A 24,636-nucleotide genomic window follows, 5' to 3' on the forward strand; every position below is an offset into this window, starting at 1 on the left:
GTGGTCGACGACCTGATCGTCTACCTGCACGGGCCCGACGACGTGCTGCTCGTGCCCAACGCCGCGAACGCCGGGGAGGTGCTGGCCCGGCTGGCCTCCGCCGCGCCGGACGGGGCCGTCGACAACGCCCGGCCCGTGCGGATCGAGGTGGGCCGCTTCGAGCCGCGGACGGTGACCCCCGGGTCGCTGATCACCGTCACCGGCACGCTCACCAACACCGGCACGCAGCCGATCAGCGACCTGACCGTCCGCCTGCAGCGCGGCGAGGTGCGCACGACCCGGGCCCAGCTCGCCGAGGCGGTCAGCGACCCCGACCCGGCCACCACCGTCCTCGCGTCCTTCGCGACCCTGCCGCCGGGCGAGCTGGCCCCCGGCGAGAGCACCGGCTTCAACTACACCGTCCCCTCCGACGAGCTCCGGCTCGACCGCGACGGCGTCTACCCCGCGCTCCTGAACGTCAACGGCACCGTGGACGGCGACCAGGAGCGGGTCGGTGAGCTGTCGACCTTCGTCGTCCAGCAGCCGGTGGTGCCGGCCGCCAGCACGGCCGTCGCGTGGCTGTGGCCGCTGTCGGAGCGCAGCCACCGCACCCCCTCGGGCGGGTTCGCCGACGACGGGCTGGCCGGCTCGATCTCCGAGGGCGGCCGCCTGGACCGCGCCCTCGCCGTCGTCGAGCGGCTGCCCGTGGGCGCCGGCCCCGAGGCGCCCACGCTCTCGGTCACCCTCGCGATCGACCCCGCCCTCGTCGAGGAGCTGTCGATCATGGCCGACGGCCCCTACGCCGTCGACGGCGAGGACGGCGCCGGGACGGGCACCGACGAGGCCCGGGCGTTCCTCGAGCGGCTGCGCGCCGCCGCCGCCGCGCACCCCGTCGTGGCCCTGCCCTACGGCGACGTCGACGCCGACAGCCTGCAGGCAGCCGGGCTGGCGGAGGTCGTCACCCGCAGCCTCCCCGGGGCGCCCGGCGGGACCGCGCAGGACCCGCCCGGCCCCGCCCCCGTGCCGGCCCCCGCCACGGGGACCGCGCCGCCGCCGGCGCAGGACGAGCCGCGGACGACGGGCGCCGGCTCGGAGATCCTCGGCGAGGCCCTCGACGTCACGCCGGTCACCGACCTGGCCTGGGCCGCGGACGGTAGCTTCGAGCCGGCGACCCTCGAGACGCTCCGCGACGGCGGGGTCGACCGCGTCGTGCTGCGCAGCAGCGCGCTCACCGGCGGAGCCTCCGCCGTCGGCCGCGACGGCTCCGACGCGGTCGCCCACGCCACCGCACCGGTGGCCGACGGGAACATCGACGTCCTGGTGGCCGACGCCGCCCTCGCCGAGGTGGTCGGCAGCGCCGAGGACACCCCCGGCGGCCCCCGGCTGGCCGAGCAGCGCTACCTCGCCGAGCTCGCCGCGCTGACCCAGCAGTCCCCGCCGGGCAGCGTGCAGACCGTGCTGGTCGCGCCGCCGCGGGACGTCCGCTCCGGCCCCGAGGGCGCCGGGGCGATGATGGCCGACACCACCGGGATGGCGTGGCTGCGGCCGGAGACCCTCACCGGCCTGGGCGCCGTGCCCGCTGCGGACGCCGGTGCCGTGACGACCTCGCCCGACGAGCGCCGCCTGGACGCGGCCGGGACCGCCGCCCTCGCGGACGCCGTCGCCCTCCGCGACGACCTGGCCGGCTCCGTGGTCGGTGACGCCGGGACGGCCCTCCAGGCCCAGGACGCGGGGATCGCCCGCAGCGCGTCGGTGCTCTGGGCCGACGACCCGCAGGGCTTCCTGGCCACCGCCGAGGCCGCCCGCGCCGCCGTCGAGCGGCTGCGCGGCCGGGTGACCGTCGTCGCGCCCGCCGACGGCACCTACAGCCTCGCCTCCAGCACCGCCCCGCTCGTGCTGACCGTCGACAACGACCTCCCCTTCGCCGTCCAGGTGCTGCTGCAGGTGCGCACCCGGGGCAGCCGGGGCCTGTCCATCGGCGACATCGGCACCCAGACGCTGGCGCCGGCCGAGCGCACCGTCCTCGAGGTGCCCACGGAGGTGCGGCAGTCCGGCGGCTTCGCCGTGACCGCCGAGCTCACGACCACCTCCGGCAGCCCGCTGGGCCAGCGGGTGGACATGCAGGTGAAGAGCACCGCGTACGGGCCGATCTCGCTGTCGATCACCATCGGCGCGGCGTCCCTGCTGGCGCTGCTCTTCTTGCGCCGCTTCGTGAACCTCGTCCGCCGCCGCCGCAGGAGCGCCGCCGAGGGCGTCACCGAGGGCCCGCCGCCGGGCCTGTCCGCGCCGCCCACCCGGAGCCCGGTGTGAGCGACCGTCCCGACGTCAGCGACCGCCCCGGGACCGCCGACGGGCCCGAGGAGCGGCCCGTCCGCGACGAGGAGCGGCGGCCGCGCCCCGTCCGCATGCCCCCGCCGCCACCGGCCCGGCCCGCCCCGGGACGGCGTACCGACCGTCCCCTGCCGCCGGCGCCCTACCTGGCGACGCCGCCCCGCGACGCCGCCGTCGCGCCGCACCCGCACATGGAGGGCCAGACCGCCGGCGACGACGTCCGCCCCCTGGAGGCGGCGCCGCGGTCCCCCCGGCCGCTGCCCCCGCCCCCGGCGCCGCGGGCGGCCGACGCCCGGCCGAAGCGCCCGGTGGCACCGCTTCCGCCCCTGCCGCCGCTGCGCAACCGCTGGGTCCCGGCCGCGGACGAGACCCAGGTCTTCCCCATGCCGGTGCTGCCGCCGGTGCCGCGCGCGGTGCACGACACCGATGAGGACGTCGAGGAGCGCGAGGGCGCGCCCGGCGCGAGCCGCGGCATCCTGCGCGCGGCCGGCACCATGGCGGTGGCGACGCTCGTCTCCCGCATCACCGGCCTGCTGCGCACCGTGGTGCTGGCCGCCGCGCTGGGCGTCGGCTTCGTGGCCGACGCCTACAGCACGACCAACACGCTCCCGAACATCGTCTACGAGCTGCTCCTGGGCGGCGTCCTGACCTCGGTCATCGTCCCGCTGCTGGTGCACGCGCAGGAGCGCGACCACGACGGCGGCGTCGCGTACGCGCAGCGCCTGGTCACGGTGGCGATGGCCGGGCTGACCGTCATGACGGTGCTCGCGGTGCTCGCCGCACCCCTGCTGACCACGCTCTACGGGCTGGACGAGGACCCCGAGCAGTACCGGCTGGCCAACTGGCTGGCCCGGATGCTGCTGGTGGAGATCGTCTTCTACGGGCTGGGGGCGTTCGCCCAGGCGATCCTCAACAGCCGCGGGGTCTTCGGGCCACCGGCCTGGGCGCCGGTGCTGAACAACGTCGTCGTCATCGTCACGGGCCTGGTCTTCCTCGCCGCCAGCGGCGCCGGCGGGCTGGAGCCGGCGACCATCGCCCCGGGCCTGGTGTGGCTGCTCGGCATCGGCACGGTCCTGGGCATCGCGGTGCAGGCGGTCGTGCTGCTGCCGCTGCTCGGCCGCGCCGGCGTCCCGCTGCGGCCGCGCTGGGGCCTGCGGCAGACCGGGCTGCGCGAGGCGGGGACGCTCGGGCTCTGGGTCATCGGCTACGTCGCGGTCAGCCAGATCGGCGTCCTGGTCGCGCTGCGCATCGCCAACGCCGCCCAGCGGGACGGCGGGCTGGGCTCGACCGCCTTCCAGTTCGCCAGCCTGCTCTTCCAGATGCCCTACGGGATCATCGGCGTGGCCCTGCTGACCGCCCTGGTACCGCGGATGAGCCGTGCCGCCGCGCGCGACGACGTCCCCGGCGTCGTCGACGACCTGTCGCTGGGCACCCGGCTCTCCGCGCTGGGCCTGCTCCCGGTCACCGCCGCCCTCACCGTGCTCGGGGCGCCGCTGGGCGTCCTGGTCTTCGCCCGGGGCAACACCACCATCGCCGAGGCCGAGGGCATCGGCACCGCGCTGGCCGCCGGCGCCTTCGGCCTGCTGCCCATGGCCGTCACCCTGCTGCAGCTGCGGGTGTTCTACGCGATGAAGGACGCCCGCACGCCCACGCTGATCCAGATCGGCATGGTGGCCGTCCGGGTGCCGCTGCTGCTGCTCGTGCCGGCGGTCGTCGGCCCGGAGCACGTCGTCGCCGGCCTGATGCTGGTCACGAGCATCACCTACGTCGCCGGCTGGGTCATCGGGGACGTCGCGCTGCGCCGCCGGCTCGGCGGTCTGCGCACCCGCGAGACCTTCGTCCCCGTGCTCCGCGTCACCCTCGTGGCGCTCGCCGCGGGCCTGACCGGCTTCCTTGTCCGGATCGTGACCTCCGACCTGGGCGGACGCTCGGCCGCAGGCTCGCTCCTGCAGGTGCTGATCGGTACCGTGGTGATCGGCGGCGTCGCGGTGGTCGGTCTCGTGGTGGCCCGTGTTCCGGAGGTCCGGGAGCCCCTGGCTGCGGTCAGGGCCCGGCTGGGACGGGGCCGACCGTGAGCCGCCCGCAGGAGCCGACCGTGCCGGAGCAGCCGCCTCGGCGGCCGGAGCAGCACAGGGGGTCGACAGTGTCGATGGCGTCCACGACCACCGGCCTACCCGACCGCTACCGCCCGATCGACCGGGTGGGTCCCGACGAGACCACCGAGACCGGCGTCATCCAGTGCTGGCGAGCCAAGGACCGCGTCCTGAACCGCGACGTCGCGGTCCGGGTGCACACCCCTGCCGGCCCGGCCGCGCACGGCTGGATCACCCGGGCGCTGACCGCCGGCGGCCTGGCGACCCCCGCCCTGGCGATGGTCTACGACGCCTCCGAGGGCCGGGCCGGTGACGACGACTCCCCCGGCGGGGCCGCCTACGTCGTCAACGAGTGGATCGACGGCGAGACGCTGGCCGACCGGCTGCGGTCCGGCCCGATGCCCGAGCGCGAGGTGCGGCTGGTCCTGCGCCGGCTCGCCGAGGGGGTCGCCGAGGCGCACCGGGCCGGGCTGGCCGTCGGCGGGCTCACCCTGGACAACGTCGTGCTGCGGCCCAACGGCCTGGTCGGCCTGCGTGCCGTCCCGGCCGCCGCCGGCACCTTCGACGGCGACGTCACCGCGCTGGGCGCCCTCCTGGAGGCCTGCCTCACCGGTACCGGGCCCGGCGCGCGGCCGCTGAACGGCCCGTCGGACCTCGTCGCGCTCGCCCGCCGGGCGCGCTCCTCCGAGCCGGGCCAGGGGCTCTCCAGCGTGGCCGCGATGGCCGCGCTCCTCGCCGAGCGCCCGCGCACCGGCCCCACGCCGCAGCCCGCGAACCGGGGCGACGACGGCGACGGCCGCAGGCGGCGGCTGCGCGACCGGCGGCCCGAGGCGGCCGAGGCCGACGAGCGGGACGACGACCCCGTACGCCTCGAGCCCGGCACCCTGCCCCCCGTCCCGCAGCTGCCGCGGGTGCGCCCCGTGACCACCGGCGCCCCGCTCCCGGCGGGCGCGCTCGGCGGCGACACCGTCGACGCCTCGGCGCTCGAGCGGTCCGGCGCTGCCCAGGAAGACGGGTCGTTCGGCATGCTCCCCGCCGGGGCGCGGGACGAGGCCGACAGCGGCGAGGACGAGTACGACGACGAGGACGGCGCCGGCCGGCACCGCCTGGTCGTCGTCGGCCTGCCACTGCTCGCCCTGGCCATCGTCATCGGGCTGGCCTTCTGGTTCGGCTCCAGCGTGCTCTCGGTGACCGGCTCGGTGGACGAGGACCCGGGCTCCACGCCGTCGGCCACCGCGCCCAGCGGGGACGCCGGCGAGCCGGCGCCGGCCGACGGGCCGACCGCGACCGTCAGCGCCGCCCAGGTGTTCGACCCCTTCGGCGACGGCGAGCCGGAGAACGACGACGAGGTCCCGCTGACCTACGACGGCGACCCGGCGACGACGTGGTCGACGCTCTCCTACCGCGGGTCGCCCGCCTTCGGGAACCTCAAGCCCGGCGTCGGCATCCTGTACGACCTCGGCAGCGCGCAGGCCCTGTCCGGTGTCTCCCTCGCCTCGCCGGTGCCCGGGGCCACCGTGGAGATCCGCACCGCCGAGGACGCCGGCGAGCAGCTCGACGACTTCGCCGTGGCCGGGGACGAGACGCTGGGCACGGAGACCGAGGTGGCCTTCGACGAGGCCACCACCGCCCGCTACGTCCTGGTCTGGGTCACCGGCCTGGTCGACGGTGCGGACGGCTTCTCCGCCCAGCTCGGCGAGGTCGGCTTCCGCACCGCCGGCTGACCCGGGGGCCGCCTCCCCGGGACGGGTGACCCTGGAATGCCGCCCCTACGATCCTGGTTGTGGACCCCGTGAGCGCGAGCACCGAGAACAACCCGACGCCGGGCCCCGCCGTGACGACCGAGGAGATCGTGGACCCGGTCATCCCACCGGCCGAGCACGACGGCGTCCGGGACCTGATCATCATCGGCTCGGGTCCGGCCGGTTACACCGCCGCCACCTACGCGGCACGGGCCAACCTGCACCCGCTGGTGTTCGAGGGCTCCCAGTTCGGCGGGGCCCTCATGACCACCACCGAGGTCGAGAACTTCCCCGGCTTCCCCGAGGGCATCCAGGGCCCCCAGCTCATGGACGACATGCGCACGCAGGCCGAGAAGTTCGGCGCGGAGCTGGTCCCCTCGGACGTCACCGAGGTCGACCTCACGGCGAGCCCGAAGATCGTCAAGGTCGGCGACCAGGTCCACCGCGCGCACGCGGTGATCGTCGCGACCGGGTCGAAGTACCGGTACCTGGGGCTGGACAACGAGCAGCGGCTGCTCGGCCGCGGGGTCTCGGCGTGCGCCACCTGCGACGGCTTCTTCTTCCGCGACCAGGACATCGTGGTCGTCGGTGGCGGTGACTCCGCGATGGAGGAGGCCACGTTCCTCACCCGCTTCGCCAAGAGCGTCACCGTCGTGCACCGGCGCGAGGAGCTGCGGGCCTCGAAGATCATGGTCAAGCGCGCCCAGGACAACGAGAAGATCCGCTGGGCGCTGGGCAAGCAGGTGACCGACGTCCTCGGCGAGAACACCGTCTCCGCGGTGCAGCTCACCGACACCACCAGCGGCGCCACCGAGACCGTGCCCGTGACCGGGATGTTCGTGGCGATCGGCCACGACCCCCGCAGCGAGCTGTTCGCCGGCCAGCTGAAGCTCGACGACGAGGGCTACGTCGTGGTGGACCACCCCACCACCCGCACCAGCGTCGAGGGCGTCTTCGCCTGCGGCGACGTCGTCGACCACATCTACCGCCAGGCCATCACCTCGGCGGGCACCGGTGCCGCCGCGGCGATCGACGCCGAGCGCTGGCTCGCCGACACCTTCGACGAGCGCTGAGCAGGGCCCCCGACCGGGGGCATAGAACCACCCGCCCGCCGGTTGGACCGGTGGGACAACGAGCCACTCGAACCAGAGGGAGAACGACCATGGCAGGCAACACCGTGACCGTCACCGACGCCAGCTTCGCCACCGACGTGCTGGGCAGCGACAAGCCCGTGCTCGTGGACTTCTGGGCGGAGTGGTGCGGTCCGTGCAAGATGGTCGCCCCGGTGCTGGAGGAGATCGCCTCCGAGCACGGCGAGAAGCTCACCATCGCCAAGCTGAACATCGACGAGAACCCGCAGATCGCCCGTGACTACCAGGTCATGTCGATCCCGACGATGACGGTGTTCCAGGGCGGCAAGCCGGTCAAGAGCATCATCGGCGCCAAGCCCAAGGGCGCGATCCTGAGCGACCTCGCCGACTTCATCTGAGCGCAGCGGCCCTCCGGGTCCTCACTCTGCGTACGGCCCAGGCCCCACTCGTCCACCGGACGGGTGGGGCCTCCGTCGTGTCCGGGGGAGACCGACAGCCCCCGATGGGCCGCTCCGGGACCGAGGGACCACAATCGGTGACACGATGGGAACCGACAGCCGCATGCAGATCCTGAGGCGGGGAGACCGCGGGCCGGCCGTGGCCGACGTGCACGCCGCCCTGCGCAGCCTCGGCCTCCTGCCGCCGACCGCCGCCGCCGGCGTCGAGCCGCCGCTGGAAGCCGCCGAGTACGACGACGCCACCGAGCTCGCCGTCCGCCACTTCCAGCAGGTCCGCGGCCTCTCGGTCGACGGCCGCGTGGGCGAGGAGACCTACCGGGCGCTGAGCGAGGCACGCTGGTCGCTGGGTGACCGGCTGCTCCGCTACGACCCCGAGCGCCCCATGCGGGGCGACGACGTGACCAACCTGCAGGAGCGCCTGCTCGAGCTCGGCTACGACGCCGGGCGGGCCGACGGCATCCTCGGCCCCGAGACGGAGTCCGGCCTGCGCGCCTTCCAGCGCGACTACGGGCTGACCTCCGACGGGACCTGCGGTCCGGCCACGCTGCGTGCGCTGCGGCAGCTCGGCCGCAAGGTCACCGGCGGCCGCCCCCAGCTCCTGCGGCAGAGCGCGTCGTTCGTGGAGAGCGGGCCGCACCTCATCGGCCGCCGGATCGTCGTCGACGCCGGCCACGGCGGCACGGAGACGGGGTTCACGGCCGGGGAGACCACCGAGGCGGACCTCGTGTTCGACCTCGCCTCCCGGATCGAGGGCCGGCTCGCCGCCGCGGGCGCCACGGTCTACCTCACCCGCGGCCGCTCGCAGAACCCCGAGCCCGCGGAGCGGACGGCCTTCGCCAACGACGCGCGCGCGGACCTGTTCATCTCGCTGCACATGGACGCGCACAGCTCCGAGCACGCCCGCGGCGTCGCCAGCTACTACTACGGCACCGGCTCGGGGGCCTCGTCGACGGTGGGGGAGGAGTTCGCCAACCTCGTCCGCCGCGAGGTGGTCGCGCGCACCGGCCTGCTCGACCTCGGCTCGCACCCCAAGACGTGGGACCTGCTGCGGATGACGCGCATGCCCGCCGTCCGGCTGGACTGCGGCTACCTCTCCCACCCGGTCGACCGGCTGCTGCTGCTCGACGCCCGCGTCCGCAGCGCCATCGCGCACGCCGTCCTGGCCGCCGTGCAGCGCCTCTACCTGCCGGCCGAGGCCGACCCGCCCACCGGCACCTTCCAGCTCCCCACGCGCGTCTGAGGGGCCGGGACGGCAGGCCTACACTGCTGAGGGTGGCCACCCTCCCGCCCGGCACCCCTGCCGGTCCCGGTCAGCCGGGCACGCACCTGAGCACCGGTGCGCAGCCCCACGTCGTCCCGCGTCACCCGCGGCTGGACCCCCTGGCCGACCGGTACGCAGCACGCACGCACGGGATGCAGGCCTCGGAGATCCGGGCGCTGTTCTCGGTCGTGAGCCGGCCCGAGGTCGTCTCCCTGGCCGGCGGCATGCCCGCGGTCACCGCGCTGCCGCTGGACGCCGTCGGCTCGATGATCGGCGACCTGGTGTCGGGCATGGGCGCGCAGACGCTGCAGTACGGCTCGGGCCAGGGCGACCCCCGGCTGCGCGAGCGCATCTGCGACGTCATGGCGCTGGAGGGCATCACCGACGCCTCGGCGAGCGAGGTCGTGGTGACCGTCGGCTCCCAGCAGGGGCTGGACCTGGTCACCCGCGTCTTCTGCGACCCGGGCGACGTCATCCTCGCGGAAGGGCCCTCCTACGTCGGCGCCCTCGGCGTCTTCCAGGCGGCGCAGGCGCGCGTCCGGCACGTCGCCATGGACGACGACGGGCTGATCCCCGAGGCGCTGGAGGAGGCCCTGGCCGACTGCCGGGCCAACGGCGACCGCGTGAAGTTCCTGTACACGGTGCCGAACTTCCACAACCCGGCCGGCGTGACGCTCTCGGAGGAGCGCCGCGAGCGGGTCATGGCGATCGCCGAGCGGCACGACCTGCTGATCATCGAGGACAACCCCTACGGCCTCCTGGGCTTCGAGCAGGAGCCGCTGCGGGCGCTGCGCGCGCGCAACAACCAGCGGGTCATCTACCTCGGGTCGTTCTCCAAGACCTTCTCCCCGGGCCTGCGGGTGGGCTGGGTGCTGGCGCCGCTGGCGGTCCGCGAGAAGCTGGTCCTCGCCACCGAGGCGCAGGTGCTCTGCCCGCCGTCGCTGACGCAGTACGCCGTCGCCCGGTACCTGGACACCCAGCCGTGGCGCGAGCAGATCAAGATCTTCTCGGAGCTGTACCGGGAGCGGCGCGACGCCGCCCTGGAGTCGCTGTCGGCGCTGATGCCGGCCGGCACCGTGTGGACCCAGCCCAAGGGCGGCTTCTACGTCTGGCTGAAGCTGCCGCACGGCCTGGACGCCAAGCTCATGCAGCCGCGCGCGGTCGGCGCGCACGTGGCCTACGTGCCGGGCATCGGCTTCTTCGCCGACGGCAACGGCCAGGAGTACATGCGCCTGTCCTACTGCTACCCGGAGCCGGACCAGATCCGCGAGGGCGTCCGCCGGCTGGCGCGCGTCATCGAGGCCGAGCTGGACCTGCACTCCACCTTCGACAAGGTCGACACCGGTACGTTCCGGGCGATCCCGCCCGGCTCCGGCCACGACGCCGAGTCGATGGTCGGGCCGGCCAACAGCGACACCTTCGAGGACCCCCGATGAGCGACACCGCCTCCGCAGCAGAGCCCGCAGCGGCCACCCGCTCGCACCCGCTGCGCGCGGTCGTCCTCGCCGGCGGGCTGACGTTCGAGCGCGAGGTCAGCCTCTCCTCCGGCACCCAGGTGGTCGAGGAGCTCACCCGCGCCGGCCTGGACGCCGAGCTGCGGGACGCCGACGCCGAGCTCCTGCCGGGGCTGGCCGCCGCGCCCGCGGACGCCGTCTTCATCGCCCTGCACGGCGCCACGGGGGAGGACGGCGCACTGCGCGCGGTCCTCGACCTCGCCGGGGTGCCCTACGTCGGCTCGCCGGCCTCGGCCTGCCGCCTGGCGTGGGACAAGCCGGCCGCCAAGTCCGTCGTCCGCGCCGCCGGCGTCACCACGCCGGACTGGGTGGCGCTCCCGCACAGCACGTTCCGCGAGCTGGGCGCCGGCGCCGTCCTGGACCTGATGGTGGCCCGGCTCGGGCTGCCGCTGATGGTGAAGCCGGCCTCCGGCGGGTCGGCGCTCGGCGTGCAGAAGGTGAGCCGGGTGGAGGACCTCCCGGCCGCCATGGTCAGCTGCTTCGCCTACGGCGACACCGTGATGGTGGAGCGCTTCGTCGAGGGCGTGGAGCTGGCGCTGTCCGTCGTCGACCTGGGGGACGGCCCGCAGGCCCTGCCGGCCGTGGAGCTCGAGCCGGCCTCCGGCGTCTTCGACTACTCCTCCCGCTACACCCCCGGGCTCACCGAGTACCACGCGCCGGCCCGGGTGTCCGACGAGGTGGCCGGGCGCGCCGCGGCCCTGGCGGTCCGGGTGCACGAGGCGCTCGGCCTGGCCGACCTCTCCCGCACCGACGCGATCGTCACCCCGGACGGCGAGGTGCACTTCCTCGAGGTGAACGTCTCCCCGGGGCTGACCGAGACCTCGATGTTCCCGATGGCCGTGGAGGCCGCCGGTCACGAGCTCGGCACGGTGCTCGCGCAGCTCCTGGCGCGCCGGGCGGACAGCGAGCGCTGACGAAGGGCCCCGCCGCCCCCGGCAGGGGGGCCTTTCGTCTGTGACGTAACAGAGCCACCCCCACAGGGGGCGGTGCTCAGCCCTCGGTTCGGCGGCCGGTGATCTCCGGCGCCATCACCCCGATGATCCGCTGCAGGTCGTCGACCGACCCGAACTCGACGACGATCTTGCCCTTGGACCGCCCGATCTGGATCTTCACCTTGGTCTCGAACATGTCCGAGAGCCGCGAGCCCAGCTCCTCGACGCCGGGAGCGGAGATGCGCCGGGTCCGCCGCTTGGCCGTCGGCTCCTCCGCCGCCGCCATCGCGACGGCCTCCTCGGTGGCACGGACCGACAGGCCCTCGGCGACGATCCGCGTCGCCAGCGCGTCCTGGGCGGCCGGGTCGTGCAGGCCGAGCAGGGCGCGCGCGTGGCCGGCGGAGATGACGCCGGCGGCGACCCGGGTCTGCACCTTCACCGGCAGCTTCATCAGCCGGATGGTGTTGGTGACCTGCGACCGGCTGCGGCCGATCCGGCTGGCCAGCTCCTCGTGGGTGGCGCCGAACTCCTCCAGCAGCTGCTGGTAGGCCGCGGCCTCCTCCAGCGGGTTGAGCTGGACGCGGTGGATGTTCTCCAGGAGGGCGTCGCGCAGCATGGCGTCGTCGGTGGTGTCCCGGATGATCGCCGGCACCGTCTCCAGGCCGGCCGCGCGGGAGGCCCGCAGCCGGCGCTCGCCCATGATGAGCTCGTAGCGGCCGTCGGCCGCCTCCCGTACGACGATCGGCTGCAGCAGGCCGAACTCGCGGACGCTGTGGGTGAGCTCCTCGAGCGCCTCGTCGTCGAAGACCTGGCGGGGCTGCTTCGGGTTCGGGACCACGTCGTCGACCGCCACCTCCCGCAGCTGCGCCCCCGGGACGCCGACGGCGCCGTCCGGCTCGGGGGCGGGCGGCGGCACGAGGCTCACCGGGGACGCGGGGGCGGGGGAGGCCGCTGCCTCGGGCTCCGGGGACGCGTCTGCCGGCTCCTCCGCGGGGCGCGGCGCGGCCGCCGGCTCGGCCGCGGGGGCCGGAGGAGCCACCGGGGCAGGCGTGGGTGCCGGACCGGTGGGGATGAGCGCCGCCAGCCCGCGTCCCAGGCCGCCTCGCTTGGTCATGACTGCTCCTCGTCGGGAGTGGTGCTCACTGGGAACCGTGCGTCTGGGGGCTGGGCGTGCGGAACGGCTCCGCCGTCTCGCCGAAGGCGAGGGCGCCGACCGGCGTGGCCCCCGGCCCGCCGGCCGAGGCGTCGAGCGGCTCCAGGTCGACCCCGCGCCGCGCCAGCTCGCGTGCGGCCTCCACGTAGCTGGTGGAGCCGCGCGACCCGGGGTCGTAGGTGAGGACGGACTGGCCGTACCCCGGCGCCTCGGAGACCCGGACGTTCCGGGGGATGACGGCCTCCAGCACGATGTCGCCGAAGTGGTTGCGCACCTCGTCGGCCACCTGGTCGGCGAGCTTCGTCCGGCCGTCGTACATGGTGAGCAGGATGGTCCGCACCGCGATGCCCGGGTTCAGGTGCTGCCGGACCAGGTCGATGTTGTTGAGCAGCTGGCCGAGGCCCTCCAGCGCGTAGTACTCGCACTGGATCGGGATGAGCACCTCGTCGCCGGCGACGAGCGCGTTGAGCGTGAGCAGCCCCAGCGACGGCGGGCAGTCGATGAGGACGTAGTGCGGGCGCCGGTCCTGGGGGAGGGCGGCGACGTAGGCCTCGATCGCGCGGCGGAGCCGGTGCTCGCGGGCGACGACGGAGACCAGCTCGATCTCCGCGCCGGCCAGGTCGATGGTCGCCGGGACGCAGAACAGGTTCGGGCTGGCCGTCGTCTGGTGCACGACCTCGGACAGCGTGCTGTCCCCGACGAGGGCGTCGTAGATCGACGGCGTCCCGACCGTGTGCTCGACACCGAGCGCGGTGCTCGCGTTGCCCTGGGGGTCCAGGTCGATGACCAGGGTGCGCAGGCCGTAGAGGGCCAGGGCGACGCCCAGGTTCACCGTGGACGTGGTCTTGCCGACCCCGCCCTTCTGGTTGGCGATGGTGATGACCCGGATCCGCCCGGGCGCCGGGAACGGCTCCTGGTCGGCGGCGTGCAGCACCCGCGTGGCGCGGAGCGCCTCCATGGCGATCGGGCTGTCGAAGTCGGCCAGCCCGTACGCGGCAGCGGACGACTGGTCGGCGGCGAGGCTGCTGCGCAGCCGCTCGCCCGGGTCGGTCATCGCGAATCCTTCCTCTGCCGCCTGCGTTTCACGTGGAACGGGGTGGGCATCTGTTCCTGTTCCACGTGGAACAGAACCGGGGAGCCCTCGAGGAGGGCCCTCACCGCGCTCCACGCGTCATGACCACCACGGTAGTGGCAGCCTCTCCCAGCGATGCACCGACGGCCCGCGGTTCGATGTCCCGCATTCCCGCGGCGTGCAGTTCCGGGAGCAGCTGCGGCAGCTCCTCCAGCGCCCGCGACCCCACGAGGGCGACGAGCTGGGACCCGGGCCGGAGCAGCCCGCGGCACCAGGCGACCAGCCGGGGGAGCGGTGCCACCGCCCGCGCGGTGACCACCTCGACCGGCCCGACCGCGGACACGACCGACCGGTCCTCGGCCCGGCCCCGCACGACCCGCCAGGACGACGAAGCCGGGGCGAGGGCGGTCACCGTCTCCTCCAGGAACTCCACCCGGCGGGCCATCGGCTCCACCAGGGTGAGCGTGACGTCGGGGCGCGACAGGCCCAGCGGGATCCCGGGGAGGCCGGCGCCGCTGCCCACGTCGACGACGCGGGCGCCCTGCGGGACGGCCTCGGCGACCGCCGCGCTGTTGAGGACGTGCCGCTCCCAGAGCCGCGGGACCTCCCGGGGCCCGATCAGCCCGCGGGTCACCCCGTCGGTGGCCAGCAGCTCGACGTACCGGCGGGCCAGGGGCAGGGCGTCGCCGAACACCGCCCCGGCCACGGCCGGGGCCTCCGGCGGGACGGCGGGGCCGCCGGCGCGGTCCTCGGCGGAGGGACCGTCGCTCACTTGTCCGGCAGGACCACGACGCGGCGGTTGGGCTCCTCGCCCTCCGACTCGCTGTGCACGCCGCCGACCGAGGCGATGACGTCGTGGACGACCTTGCGCTCGAACGGGTTCATCGGGGTCATTCGCTCCGGCTGGCCGCTGGAGGCCACCCGTCGCGCCGTCTCCCCGGCCAGCGAGGTCAGGTCGGCCCGCCGCTTGGCCCGGTACCCGCCCACGTCGAGCATGAGCCGGCTCCGGACGCCGGTGGACTGGGCCACGGCGAGCCGGGTGAGCTCCTGCAGGGCCTCCAGCGTCGCGCCGTCGGCACCGACCAGGTCGTTCAGCCGGCCACCGACGATGGCCACCGAGGCTCGGTCGCCCTCGACGTCGAGGTCGATGTCCCCGTCCACGTCGAGGATGTCCAGGAGCCGCTCGAGGTAGTCGCCGGCGACGTCGCCCTCGCGGACCAGGAGGTCGTCGGCCGACCCCTGCGCCCCATCGGTCCCGCCTGCCCCGTCCGTCTCGACCTCGACGGCCTCGACGACGGCGTCGTCGCTGCCGGGGTCGGCGTCGGGCAGGGCGGGCTGGCTGTCTGTCGCAGGCTGCTGCGGAGCACTCACGGGTGTTCCTCCCAGGTCGGTGCGGGCGGCCGGGCGAGCCCGGTGGTCTGTGTGCCGGACGGGCCGGCGGTGGAGCGGCGCGGGGTCAGCGGCGCTTGCGCTTGCCCCGGTTGGCCGGCCCCTGGCCGGAGCCGGGCCGCGAGCCGCCGCCGGTCCCGCCGCGAGCGGCCGTGGAGCCGGTCCCGCTGGTCGACGGGGTGCCGTTGGAGCCGGCGTCGCCGGGAGCGGTGTCGCCCGCGTCGTCGGCCAGCGCCGTGTCGGTGACGGTGGTGCTGGTCGGGGCGGCGGAGGGGCGACCGCCCTTGCTGCGCACCGGCTTGGCACCGGGCTTCGGGGCGAGCGTCCGCGGGTCGACCGCCGGCTTGTCGGCGGCGGCCTTGGTCTTCGCGGCGTCGGAGCCGGGCGGCGGCATCTTGCGCAGGATGAAGAACTGCTGGCCCATGGTCCAGAGGTTGTTCGTCATCCAGTAGATGAGCACGCCGATCGGGAAGATGAAGCCCGACACGAAGAGGCTGAGCGGGACGCCGTAGAGCATCAGCTTCTGCACCATGGCCGCCTGGCCCTCGACCGGGCCGGAGCGGCGCATGATCTGCTTCTGCGTGACGTAGGTCGTCGCGCACATCACCAGGATCAGCACGAAGGCGACGACCCGGATGTTGGTGTAGTTGACGCCGGCGATCCCGAGGATCGCCTGCTCCTTGCCGCCGCTCATGTTGAACGACGCGGAGATGGGCGCACCGAAGAGCTTGGCGCGGGCCGCCTCGTCGGTCAGGCCGTCGGTCCAGCTGTAGAGCCCGTCCTTGCCCGGGGCGAGGCGGCGCAGCACGTGGAAGAGCGACAGGAAGACCGGGATCTGCGGGAGGATCGGCAGGCAGCCGGCCAGCGGGTTGACGCCCCGCTCCTTCTGCAGCTTCTGCATGGCCAGCGCCAGCCCCTGCCGGTCGCTGCCGTACTGCTTGCGCAGCTTCTGCAGCTCCGGCTGGAGCTCCTGCATCGCGCGCTGCGACTTCACCTGCTTGACGAACAGCGGGAAGAGGATCAGCCGGATGGTGACCACGAGGAAGACGATCGCCAGCACCCAGCTGAGGCCGCCCAGCGCCGTCTCGGGGGCGGGGTCACCGAAGACCATGTCCCAGAGCGAGTGCCACCGGGCCATGACCCAGGAGATGGCGGTGTAGAGCCAGTCAAGCAACGGAGGTCTCCTCGAACGCCTGGCCGGCAACCGGCGGGGTGGCCGGGACGGGACCCGGGACATCGGACGGCGTCCGGGGAGCGGACACCGGTGAACTGGACGAGCGGGGGGCGCCGGCGGTTCCGCCGGGGCGCGGCGGGACGAGGTCGACCCCCCCGGGGTGCCACGGTGCGCACTTGAGCAGCCGCACCACGGCGAGCCACGAGCCACGGGCCGCCCCGTGCACCGCGACGGCTTCCGCGGCGTAGGCGCTGCACGTCGGGTGGAACCGGCAGCGCGGCGGCAGGGCCGGGCTGACGGCGCGGGAGTAGAAGCCGACGGCGCGCAGGAGGGCCCGGGCGGCCACCGAGCGGTGGGGCGCGGTCATCGGGTCCCCGGCCCGTCGCCGAGCAGCCGGTCGAGCGCCTTGGCGAGGTCGCGCCGCAGGACCGCGGAGTCCGCGTCGGCGGCCTCCGGTCGCGCGCGGACCACCAGGTCGGCCCCCGTGGGCAGCCGGTCGAGCTCGGCACGCACGACGGCCCGCAGCCGTCGGGTCACCCGGTGGCGGACCACCGAGTTGCCCACGCTCTTGCCCACCACGAAACCGGCCCGTGCAGCCGCCGGGGACGCGAGGTCACCGGCCGGCTGCGCGGGCCGTTCGGGGAGGAGGTGCAGCACCATGGTCGGCCGCCCGGCACGCCGGCCGGATCGGACGACGGCGCTGAACTCCGGGCGCCGGCGCAGGCGTGCCTGCGCAGGCAGCACGTCAGGCGGAGAGCTTCTCGCGGCCCTTGCGCCGACGGCCGGCCAGGATGGCCCGGCCCGCGCGGGTACGCATCCGCAGCCGGAAGCCGTGGGTCTTGGACCGGCGGCGGTTGTTCGGCTGGAACGTGCGCTTGCTCACGAGGTACTCCCACTACACGACATCGGCGGTGCGCTCCCGTCGGTGGACGGGTGCGCGCAGGGCTGGCGGACCGGCACGACGACCAGCCCGGCAGCCCGGAAGCTGCACTGCGGACGACGACCGACCCACCCGCGCAGGCACGCTGCAGCGGCCGGGGACGGGCAGACCCGTCCACAGACTCCGGCAAGCATAGCCGAGGACCGGCGCCCGGCGGTGACCGGTCGTGGACGGACCCGCCATGCTCACCCGGCCGAGCCGTCCCGGGGGCCGCGGCGCGCCGGGAGCTGCGTCCCTGGACGCCGCGCCGGCCATCGCACGGGACCGTCCCCACGGGGGACCGACCGTCGTTGCCGGGCTGTGGACGGAGCTGTTAGCGTCGCCGTCGCTCCGCGTCGGACGTCAGGGTCACGACGCGCGGGCCGACCCCGTCGGTCGACCGACCGCCGAGCAGCCCCACCACCCGCCCGAACAGGCCGCTGACCAGCACGGACGCTGATCCGGCCGCCGTCCCGTGCGGGGCCGGCGCAGTACGTCGCCGACCGTGCACAGCCTGTGGACACCGATGTGGAACACGTGTGTTCGCGTGTCCACAGCGGGCATCCTCCACAGGGACACGGCCCCTCGGCGGGAGCGGCACGGAGGTGCTGGGCGCACCGGGAGCGGCCGCGGGGGTCGACTGCATGGGAGGACGAAACGGCATGGCCGATGCCACGCTGGACCTGGCCACGGTCTGGGACCAGATCCGGGAGCGACTGGCCACCAGCCTCTCCCCGCAGCAGAACGCCATGCTGAACCTCACTCGGCCGCTGATGCTGGTCGAGGACACCGCGGTGCTGGCCGCTCCCAACGAGTTCACCCAGACGGTGCTCGAGTCGCGGATGCGGCGGGTCCTCGCCGAGGCCCTGTCCGAGCGGTTCGGCCGGGACATCCGCGTCGCCGTCCAGCTTGAGGACGCCCCGGCCCAGCCGGAGCCGCCCCGCGACGAGGAGCCCACCCGGCGTCCCTGGTCGTCGGTCGAGGCGCAGCGCGCCGAGGAGGACCGGGCGACCCGGGACCGCGCCGACGACGGCCGCAGCGCCTTCGGGGTGCGCACCGACGCGGTCGGGCCGGCGCCGTGGGACCGCGGCACGGCCGTCGAGCGGCCCGCCCCGACCGAGTTCCCGGAGGTCAGGGAGCTGCACCCGGCCGACGGCCCGCAGCGGCCGCCGGTCGACCGCGGCGCGCCCGAGGACTGGAGCACCACCCCCTGGGGGCCGGACGCGGGCGAGCCGGCCGAGGACGGGCGGACCGCCGACGTGCTGCCCTTCGACGTCGAGCCCGGCGAGCAGCGCCGCGGCGCCGGCGGGGGAGCGGGCGGTCGCACCCGGCGGCCGGAGGGCGGTCGCCCGGCCGGCCTCGACCCGGGGCTGAACCCCAAGTACGTCTTCGACAGTTTCGTCATCGGCAACAGCAACCGGTTCGCCCACGCCGCGGCCGTCGCCGTCGCCGAGGCGCCGGCCCGCGCCTACAACCCGCTGTTCATCTACGGCGAGTCCGGGCTGGGGAAGACCCACCTGCTGCACGCGATCGGCCACTACGCCGCGCGGATGTTCCCCAACGTGAAGGTGCGCTACGTCAGCACCGAGGAGTTCACCAACGAGTTCATCAACCTGGTGCACTCCGGCCGGGCGGAGGACTTCCGCCGGCGCTACCGGGACATCGACTTCCTGCTCATCGACGACATCCAGTTCCTGGAGCGCGCCGAGCGGACGCAGGAGGAGTTCTTCCACACCTTCAACACGCTGCACAACGCCAGCAAGCAGATCGTCATCACCTCCGACCGCCCGCCGAAGAAGCTGACGACGCTGGAGGACCGGCTGCGCACCCGGTTCGAGTGGGGCCTCATCACCGACGTCCAGGCGCCGGACCTCGAGACCCGCATCGCCATCCTGCGGAAGAAGGCCTGGGGCGAGCGGCTGCAGGTGCCCGACCCGGTGCTGGAGTTCATCGCCAGCAAGGTGCAGACCAACATCCGCGAGCTGGAGGGCGCGCTGATCCGGGTGACGGCGTTCGCCTCGCTGAACAAGCAGCAGGTCGACCTGCCGCTGGCCGAGCTGGTGCTCAAGGACCTGATCAGCGACGAGCAGGGCCCGCAGATCACCGCGGCCATCATCATGGCCGCCACGGCCGAGTACTTCTCCGTGACGATGGAGGAGCTGCAGGGGACCAACCGCAGCCGGACCCTCGTCAACGCCCGCCAGATCGCGATGTACCTGTGCCGCGAGCTGACCGAGCTCTCGCTGCCGCGGATCGGTGCGTCCTTCGGCGGCAAGGACCACACCACGGTCATGCACGCGGTCAAGAAGATCACCAACCTGATGAGCGAGCGCCGGGCGACGTACACGCAGGTCACCGAGCTGACCGCCCGCATCAAGAGCCGCGCCCGCCAGTAGGTCCGCTCCGGTGGCCGCCCGGGTCCGGGGCGGCCACCGGGGTGCGGTCCCGGGGCGTCGTCGGGGCGCTCGGTCGCGGCCCGTCCGGTCACCGCGCGGCCATCGTCCCCACCCCGTCCGGTCACCTCCCGGGACGGGTCGACAAGTCGTTGTCCACACCTGTGTGGATCCCTGGGGACGACGGAAGCCCAGGATTCCGGCCCCATCACGGGGCGGCGGTCACCGACGGCGGTCGACAGATCGAGAAGTTGTCCCCAGGAATGTGCACAGGTTGGGGAGATCTCGCCGCCGGCGCCTCCCCGGGCCCTGCACCGGCCGGGCGCCCGACACCTCCCGTGGCGTGCGCCGAACGCGCCGCACGCCGCTGAGCTGGGCTTATGCCCGCCCACGCCCAATATCCACCGCTGCCCGGCGCCGGCGGGCGCGAAGGGGTGGGTACGGACTGGGGACGGACCTGGGGCGGACGGGGGACAGGCCGTGGATCGCCGAGGACGACGGTGAACAACCGTCGATCTGTCCACGTGTCGACAACAGGAGGACGGTGACCGCCCACAGCGGGCCAACACCCCCGGTCGGCCGCTGAGCTGCGGAAAGGGCCTCGATCCCCAGCTTCCACACCAGTGATGACGAGGATGAAGGAGTTATCCCGGAGAATTCTCGAACCACATTCTGGGTGGGGACGCTGCGCTGGGAGGGCCTCGAGCGGGGTCGACGACAGGCGCAGCGGATGGGGCAGGAGTTGACCTCTCGAGGGACGGGGTTTCCCCACGGGGCACTGCACCAGGCACGATGAGCACCGCATCGCGGCCCCGCGCCGGGTGCAGGACGAGGCACGAGCTCCGTGCCGTACCGGCCGCCGCGACCCGGCAGCCGGGGTGCGGACCGAACATGGGTGGTCGAGAGATGAAGTTCCGGGTGGCACGTGAGGTGCTCGCCGACGCCGTCGCCTGGACGGCGCGCAGCCTGCCGCCGCGGCCGTCGGTGCCGGTGCTGGCCGGCATCCTGCTCGAGGTCGACGGCAACCAGCTGTCGGTCTCCGGCTTCGACTACGAGGTGTCCGCGCGGGCCGAGATCGACGTGCAGACCAGCGAGAGCGGGCGCGCGCTGGTGCCCGGCCGCCTGCTGGCGGAGATCACCCGTGCCCTGCCGCCGCACCCGGTCGACATCACCGCCGAGGGGCCGCGGATGGCGATCACGTGCGGCAACGCGCGGTTCAGCCTGCCGACGCTCCCGGTCGAGGACTACCCCTCGCTGCCGTCCATGCCCTCGGCCGCCGGCCTGGTCGACAGCGACGTCTTCGCCGAGGCGGTGAGCCAGGTGGCCATCGCGGCCGGCCGCGACGACACCCTCCCGATGCTCACCGGCGTGCGGCTGGAGATCGAGGACGACCTGATCACCCTGGCGGCCACCGACCGCTACCGGCTGGCGGTCCGCGAGTTCGCCTGGCGCCCGGAGACCGCGGGGCTCTCCGCCGCCGTCCTCGTCCCGGCGCGCACGCTGGCCGACGCGGCCAAGACGCTGACCAGCGGTCCGGAGATCACGCTGTCGCTGTCCTCGGGCAGCTCGGGCGAGGGCATCCTCGGCCTCTCGGGCAAGGACCGGCAGACGACGACCCGCCTGCTGGACGCCGAGTTCGTGAAGTACCGCGCGATCATGCCGAACGAGTCGCTGTCCCACGCCACGCTGCCGGTGGGGCTGTTCACCGACGCCGCCAAGCGCGTCGCCCTCGTCGCCGAGCGCGGGACGCCGCTGCGCTGCGAGTTCACCCCCGGGCAGGTCACCCTGCGCGCCGGTGGCACCGACGACGAGGGCCAGGCCGAGGAGCGCTGCGACGTCGACTTCGACGGCGACCCGCTGACCATCGGCTTCAACCCGACGTTCCTGCTCGACGGGCTGGCCGCCGTGCACACCGACCGGGCGCGGATGGACTTCACCAGCCCGCTCAAGCCGGCCGTGCTCTCCGGCGTGGAGGAGCCCCCGGCGGACGACGCCCCGGCCGCCCCCGTCGGGCGGACGGGCAGCTACCGCTACCTGATCATGCCGGTCCGCCTCCCGGGATGACAGAAGGACCCCCGTGCCCCCCACCGCTCGCACGCTCGCGGCGGGACCCTGCACGAGGGCCGCTGGCGGGGCACGATGACAGCGACGACGGTGCTTTGAGATGGGGGCGGACGTGCAGCTGGGGCTGATCGGGCTGGGCAAGATGGGCGGCAACATGGCCGAGCGGGTCCGCCGCGCCGGCCACGAGGTCGTGGGCTACGACCGCGCCCCCGGCAAGCGGGACGTCGAGACGCTGCCGGACCTGGTGCAGGCGCTCACCGCGCCCCGCGTCGTCTGGGTGATGGTGCCCGCGGGCGAGCCCACCCGGCAGACGGTCAAGGAGCTCGCCGAGCTGCTCGAGCCGGGCGACGTGATCGTCGACGGCGGCAACTCCAAGTACACCGACGACCAGGTGCACGACGTGCTGTGCCGCGAGAAGGGCATCGGCTACGTCGACGCCGGCGTCTCCGGCGGGGTGTGGGGCCTGGAGAACGGCTACGCCCTCATGGTCGGCGGCAGCAAGGACGACGTCGCCAAGGTGCAGCCGATCTTCGACGCGCTCAAGCCGCCGGCACCGGTGGACGAGTCGGGGCAGGAGCTGCCCGCCGCTGGCTTCGTGCACGCCGGCCCGGTGGGTGCCGGCCACTTCAGCAAGATGGTCCACAACGGCATCGAGTACGCGATGATGCAGGCCTACGGCGAGGGCTACGAGCTGCTGGCCGCCGTCGACCTGATCGAGGACGTGCCGGGCGTCGTCCGGTCGTGGACCCAGGGCACGGTCATCCGCTCCTGGCTGCTGGACCTGCTCGTCCGCGCGCTGGACGAGGACCCCGCGCTGGAGAAGGTCAAGGGCTACGCCGAGGACTCCGGTGAGGGCCGCTGGACCGTCGAGCAGGCGATCGAGAACGGCGTCCCCATGCCCACGATCGCCGCCTCGCTGTTCGCGCGTTTCGTCTCGCGCCAGGAGGACTCGCCGACCATGAAGGCCGTGGCCGCGCTGCGCAACCAGTTCGGCGGGCACGCCGTGCGCGCGGTCCAGGCCGCCGAGGCCGAGCGCCCGGCCTGATGCCGCGTCGTCCGACCACCCCTGCCAGCTGAAGGGCCGAGGTGTACGTCCGCCACCTGCAGGTCGGCGACTTCCGCAGCTGGGAACGGGTGGACCTCGCGCTGCAGCCGGGGCCGACCGTGTTCGTCGGCCGCAACGGCGAGGGCAAGACCAACCTCGTGGAGGCCGTCGGCTACCTGGCGACCATGAGCAGCCACCGGGTCTCCGGCGACGCGCCCCTGGTCCGCCACGGCGCGGCCCAGGCGGTGGTCCGGGCCGCGCTGCGCCGCGGGGACCGGGAGCTCCTGGTCGAGATCGAGGTCAACCCGGGCAAGGCCAACCGGGTCCGGGTCAACCGCGCCCCGCTGGCCCGGCCGCGGGAGCTGATCGGCCTGGTGCGGACGGTGCTGTTCGCCCCCGAGGACCTCTCGCTCGTCCGCGGGGACCCGACGGAGCGGCGCCGGTTCCTCGACGAGCTGCTGGCCACCCGCACGCCCCGGCTCGCCGGGGTCCGCAGCGACTACGAGCGGGTGCTCAAGCAGCGCAACGCCCTGCTGAAGACCGCCCGCATGGCCCGCGGCAAGGCGATGGAGACCCTCGACGTGTGGGACGGCCACCTCACCGACCTCGGTGGCCAGCTGCTCTCCGCCCGGCTGCGGCTGGTGGCCGACCTCGCGCCGCACGTCGCCGAGGCCTACGCCGGCGTCGCCGGCGAGGGGGCCGTGCCCGCGGGGCTCGGGTACACCTCGACCGTGCCGCTGGCCGGGGACGGCGCCGCGCTCCGCCCCGGCGCCGAGCTGCCGACGGTGGAGCAGCTCTCCGCCGCGATGGCCGAGCGGGTCGCCGAGCGGCGCGGGGACGAGCTGGACCGCGGCATGACCCTGGTCGGGCCGCACCGCGACGACCTGGTCATCCACCTGGGCCCGGCGCCGGCCAAGGGCTTCGCCAGCCACGGGGAGTCCTGGTCGCTCGCCCTGGCGCTCAAGCTCGCCACCTTCGCGCTCTTGAGGGCCGAGGGCGAGGACCCCATCCTGGTCCTGGACGACGTCTTCGCCACCCTCGATGCCGAGCGGCGCGCGGCCCTGGCGGCCGTGGCCCACTCGGCGGAGCAGACCCTGATCACCGCCGCGGTGGTCGACGACGTCCCCCCGGAGCTGCGCGGCGCGCGGGTCGAGGTGGGGGACGGCTTCGCCGTCGTCGTCAAGGACGCGACCCCGGCCGTGGAGGGAGGCACGTGAGCGAGGACCGCCCTGCCCGGCCCAGCGACATCGCGCGCGCCGCGCTCGAGGCGGCCCGTGCCGCCTCGGCGGCACGTCCCCAGCCCACCCGCCGGCGGATCGCCGGCCCGCGGCGGAGCTGGAGCGGTCCGGGCCCCGGCGCCGACGACCCCCAGCCCTTCGGCCGGCTGGTCGACTCGCTGGTCACCCAGCAGGACTGGTCCTCGCGCACGAAGGTGGGCTCGGTCTTCGGCCGCTGGGACGCGATCGTCGGCCCCGACATCGCCTCGCACTGCCGTCCGGAGACCCTCACCGAGGGCGAGCTGCTCGTCGTCGCCGAGTCCACCGCCTGGGCGACGCAGCTGCGGCTGCTGGCCCCGACGATCCTCGGGAAGCTGCGCGCCCAGGTCGGCGGGGACGTCGTGACCCGGCTGCGCGTTGTCGGTCCGACGGCCCCCAGCTGGAAGAAGGGCCCGCGCTCCGTGCGCGGCCGGGGGCCCCGCGACACCTACGGATGAGGCGCCCGACGGTCGGGACGGCGCCGGGAGGACGATGCAGCGATGAGCAGCCCACGCGACCCTGACGACCGCGACGGTTTCGACGACGGCGCCGACGGCATCGGCTGGCGCGAGCCCTCGCACCTCGGCCCCGACGGGTCCGCCGGCGGGCCCGACGAGGAGGACCGCCCGAACTTCGCCGACCGGCGCCGCCGGCCCCGCGACGAGTCGGAGTCCCTGGGCGGTGCCTCCTGGCAGCCGCCGGGCTGGGACCTGCCGGCCGCCGAGCCGGACCGCCCGGCGCCGCCCCCCGCGGACGCGCCGCCGCCGCAG

General features: G+C 74.7%; 21 protein-coding genes and 1 pseudogene. 14 read left to right on the forward strand and 8 right to left on the reverse strand.

Going from position 1 to position 24,636, the window contains the following annotated elements; translation table 11 throughout:
* The 8 genes from E4P43_RS20665 to E4P43_RS17395 form a co-directional block, all read left to right on the forward strand.
* Positions 1–2,289 (forward strand): DUF6049 family protein (locus tag E4P43_RS20665; protein WP_245159209.1); only part of this gene is annotated, 2,289 nt, incomplete at its 5' end.
* Positions 2,286–4,385, forward strand: a complete 2,100-nt coding sequence (gene murJ, locus E4P43_RS17365) for a murein biosynthesis integral membrane protein MurJ (protein WP_245159210.1) — start codon at positions 2,286–2,288, stop codon at positions 4,383–4,385. The genes E4P43_RS20665 and murJ, both read left to right, overlap by 4 nt.
* 74 nt (positions 4,386–4,459) lie before the next feature.
* Entirely contained in the window at positions 4,460–6,127 is a 1,668-nt protein-coding gene (locus E4P43_RS17370; protein ID WP_167759228.1) for a protein kinase family protein, read from the forward strand.
* A gap of 110 nt (positions 6,128–6,237) precedes the next feature.
* Positions 6,238–7,218, forward strand: coding sequence for a thioredoxin-disulfide reductase (gene trxB / locus E4P43_RS17375; RefSeq protein WP_135146729.1), 981 nt, complete (start codon positions 6,238–6,240; stop codon positions 7,216–7,218).
* Between the two features lie 89 nt (positions 7,219–7,307).
* The gene (gene trxA, locus E4P43_RS17380) at positions 7,308–7,634 is read left to right on the forward strand and encodes a thioredoxin (RefSeq protein ID WP_135146701.1); all 327 of its coding nucleotides are present in this window, start codon (positions 7,308–7,310) and stop codon (positions 7,632–7,634) included.
* Between the two features lie 145 nt (positions 7,635–7,779).
* Positions 7,780–8,934, forward strand: a complete 1,155-nt coding sequence (locus E4P43_RS17385) for an N-acetylmuramoyl-L-alanine amidase (protein WP_245159212.1) — start codon at positions 7,780–7,782, stop codon at positions 8,932–8,934.
* Positions 8,935–8,966: 32 nt separating this feature from the next.
* Positions 8,967–10,391, forward strand: a complete 1,425-nt coding sequence (locus E4P43_RS17390) for a PLP-dependent aminotransferase family protein (protein ID WP_245159213.1) — start codon at positions 8,967–8,969, stop codon at positions 10,389–10,391.
* The gene (locus E4P43_RS17395; protein ID WP_135146703.1) at positions 10,388–11,383 is read left to right on the forward strand and encodes a D-alanine--D-alanine ligase; all 996 of its coding nucleotides are present in this window, start codon (positions 10,388–10,390) and stop codon (positions 11,381–11,383) included. Before E4P43_RS17390 ends, E4P43_RS17395 begins: the two co-directional genes overlap by 4 nt.
* Before the next feature lie 76 nt (positions 11,384–11,459).
* On the opposite strand, the gene E4P43_RS17400 is transcribed toward E4P43_RS17395, so the two are convergent.
* The 8 genes from E4P43_RS17400 to rpmH all read right to left on the reverse strand — a co-directional run bounded on the left by E4P43_RS17400 (position 11,460) and on the right by rpmH (position 17,072).
* Positions 11,460–12,515, reverse strand: coding sequence for a ParB/RepB/Spo0J family partition protein (locus E4P43_RS17400; RefSeq protein ID WP_135146708.1), 1,056 nt, complete (start codon positions 12,513–12,515; stop codon positions 11,460–11,462).
* 25 nt (positions 12,516–12,540) lie between these two features.
* Complete coding sequence (locus E4P43_RS17405) at positions 12,541–13,608, reverse strand: ParA family protein (RefSeq protein WP_135146710.1); 1,068 nt, start codon at positions 13,606–13,608, stop codon at positions 12,541–12,543.
* A 100-nt stretch (positions 13,609–13,708) separates the two neighbouring features.
* Positions 13,709–14,398, reverse strand: a complete 690-nt coding sequence (gene rsmG / locus E4P43_RS17410) for a 16S rRNA (guanine(527)-N(7))-methyltransferase RsmG (RefSeq protein ID WP_135146711.1) — start codon at positions 14,396–14,398, stop codon at positions 13,709–13,711.
* Entirely contained in the window at positions 14,395–14,997 is a 603-nt protein-coding gene (locus E4P43_RS17415; RefSeq protein ID WP_135146712.1) for a protein jag, read from the reverse strand. The genes rsmG and E4P43_RS17415 overlap by 4 nt, the downstream gene beginning before the upstream one ends.
* Before the next feature lie 85 nt (positions 14,998–15,082).
* Positions 15,083–16,189 carry a membrane protein insertase YidC gene (yidC, locus tag E4P43_RS17420; protein ID WP_209313943.1) on the reverse strand — a complete coding sequence of 369 codons (1,107 nt, stop codon included), beginning with the start codon at positions 16,187–16,189 and terminating at the stop codon, positions 15,083–15,085.
* Entirely contained in the window at positions 16,182–16,556 is a 375-nt protein-coding gene (gene yidD, locus E4P43_RS17425) for a membrane protein insertion efficiency factor YidD (protein ID WP_135146717.1), read from the reverse strand. The genes yidC and yidD overlap by 8 nt, the downstream gene beginning before the upstream one ends.
* Positions 16,553–16,933, reverse strand: a complete 381-nt coding sequence (rnpA, locus tag E4P43_RS17430) for a ribonuclease P protein component (protein WP_135146719.1) — start codon at positions 16,931–16,933, stop codon at positions 16,553–16,555. Before rnpA ends, yidD begins: the two co-directional genes overlap by 4 nt.
* Position 16,934: 1 nt before the next feature.
* The gene (gene rpmH / locus E4P43_RS17435; RefSeq protein ID WP_040338882.1) at positions 16,935–17,072 is read right to left on the reverse strand and encodes a 50S ribosomal protein L34; all 138 of its coding nucleotides are present in this window, start codon (positions 17,070–17,072) and stop codon (positions 16,935–16,937) included.
* A gap of 698 nt (positions 17,073–17,770) precedes the next feature.
* On the opposite strand from rpmH, the gene dnaA reads away from it, so the two are divergent.
* From dnaA to E4P43_RS17465, 6 genes and pseudogenes are all read left to right on the forward strand, one after another.
* Positions 17,771–19,504, forward strand: a complete 1,734-nt coding sequence (gene dnaA, locus E4P43_RS17440) for a chromosomal replication initiator protein DnaA (RefSeq protein WP_135146721.1) — start codon at positions 17,771–17,773, stop codon at positions 19,502–19,504.
* 888 nt (positions 19,505–20,392) lie between these two features.
* Positions 20,393–21,565, forward strand: coding sequence for a DNA polymerase III subunit beta (gene dnaN / locus E4P43_RS17445; protein WP_245159214.1), 1,173 nt, complete (start codon positions 20,393–20,395; stop codon positions 21,563–21,565).
* A 100-nt stretch (positions 21,566–21,665) separates the two neighbouring features.
* Positions 21,666–22,610, forward strand: coding sequence for a phosphogluconate dehydrogenase (NAD(+)-dependent, decarboxylating) (gene gnd, locus E4P43_RS17450; protein ID WP_245159215.1), 945 nt, complete (start codon positions 21,666–21,668; stop codon positions 22,608–22,610).
* Positions 22,611–22,651: 41 nt separating this feature from the next.
* Entirely contained in the window at positions 22,652–23,827 is a 1,176-nt protein-coding gene (gene recF / locus E4P43_RS17455; RefSeq protein ID WP_135146724.1) for a DNA replication/repair protein RecF, read from the forward strand.
* Positions 23,824–24,324, forward strand: coding sequence for a DciA family protein (locus tag E4P43_RS17460; protein WP_135146725.1), 501 nt, complete (start codon positions 23,824–23,826; stop codon positions 24,322–24,324). The genes recF and E4P43_RS17460 overlap by 4 nt, the downstream gene beginning before the upstream one ends.
* A gap of 42 nt (positions 24,325–24,366) precedes the next feature.
* Positions 24,367–24,636: pseudogene (locus E4P43_RS17465) on the forward strand (hypothetical protein); the annotation flags it as partial.

Source organism: Blastococcus sp. TF02A-35 (assembly GCF_004571075.1).
In the GTDB taxonomy this organism is placed as follows: Bacteria; Actinomycetota; Actinomycetes; order Mycobacteriales; family Geodermatophilaceae; genus Blastococcus.

Bases quoted from the DNA above. Each gene is read 5' to 3' on its own strand.
- E4P43_RS17370 (WP_167759228.1), top strand. From the start codon at position 4,460: ATGGCGTCCACGACCACCGGCCTACCCGACCGCTACCGCCCGATCGAC.
- trxA (WP_135146701.1), top strand. From the start codon at position 7,308: ATGGCAGGCAACACCGTGACCGTCACCGACGCCAGCTTCGCCACCGAC.
- E4P43_RS17385 (WP_245159212.1), top strand. From the start codon at position 7,780: ATGGGAACCGACAGCCGCATGCAGATCCTGAGGCGGGGAGACCGCGGG.
- E4P43_RS17395 (WP_135146703.1), top strand. From the start codon at position 10,388: ATGAGCGACACCGCCTCCGCAGCAGAGCCCGCAGCGGCCACCCGCTCG.
- E4P43_RS17400 (WP_135146708.1), bottom strand. From the start codon at position 12,515: ATGACCAAGCGAGGCGGCCTGGGACGCGGGCTGGCGGCGCTCATCCCC.
- E4P43_RS17405 (WP_135146710.1), bottom strand. From the start codon at position 13,608: ATGACCGACCCGGGCGAGCGGCTGCGCAGCAGCCTCGCCGCCGACCAG.
- yidD (WP_135146717.1), bottom strand. From the start codon at position 16,556: ATGACCGCGCCCCACCGCTCGGTGGCCGCCCGGGCCCTCCTGCGCGCC.
- dnaA (WP_135146721.1), top strand. From the start codon at position 17,771: ATGGCCGATGCCACGCTGGACCTGGCCACGGTCTGGGACCAGATCCGG.
- dnaN (WP_245159214.1), top strand. From the start codon at position 20,393: ATGGGTGGTCGAGAGATGAAGTTCCGGGTGGCACGTGAGGTGCTCGCC.
- gnd (WP_245159215.1), top strand. From the start codon at position 21,666: ATGGGGGCGGACGTGCAGCTGGGGCTGATCGGGCTGGGCAAGATGGGC.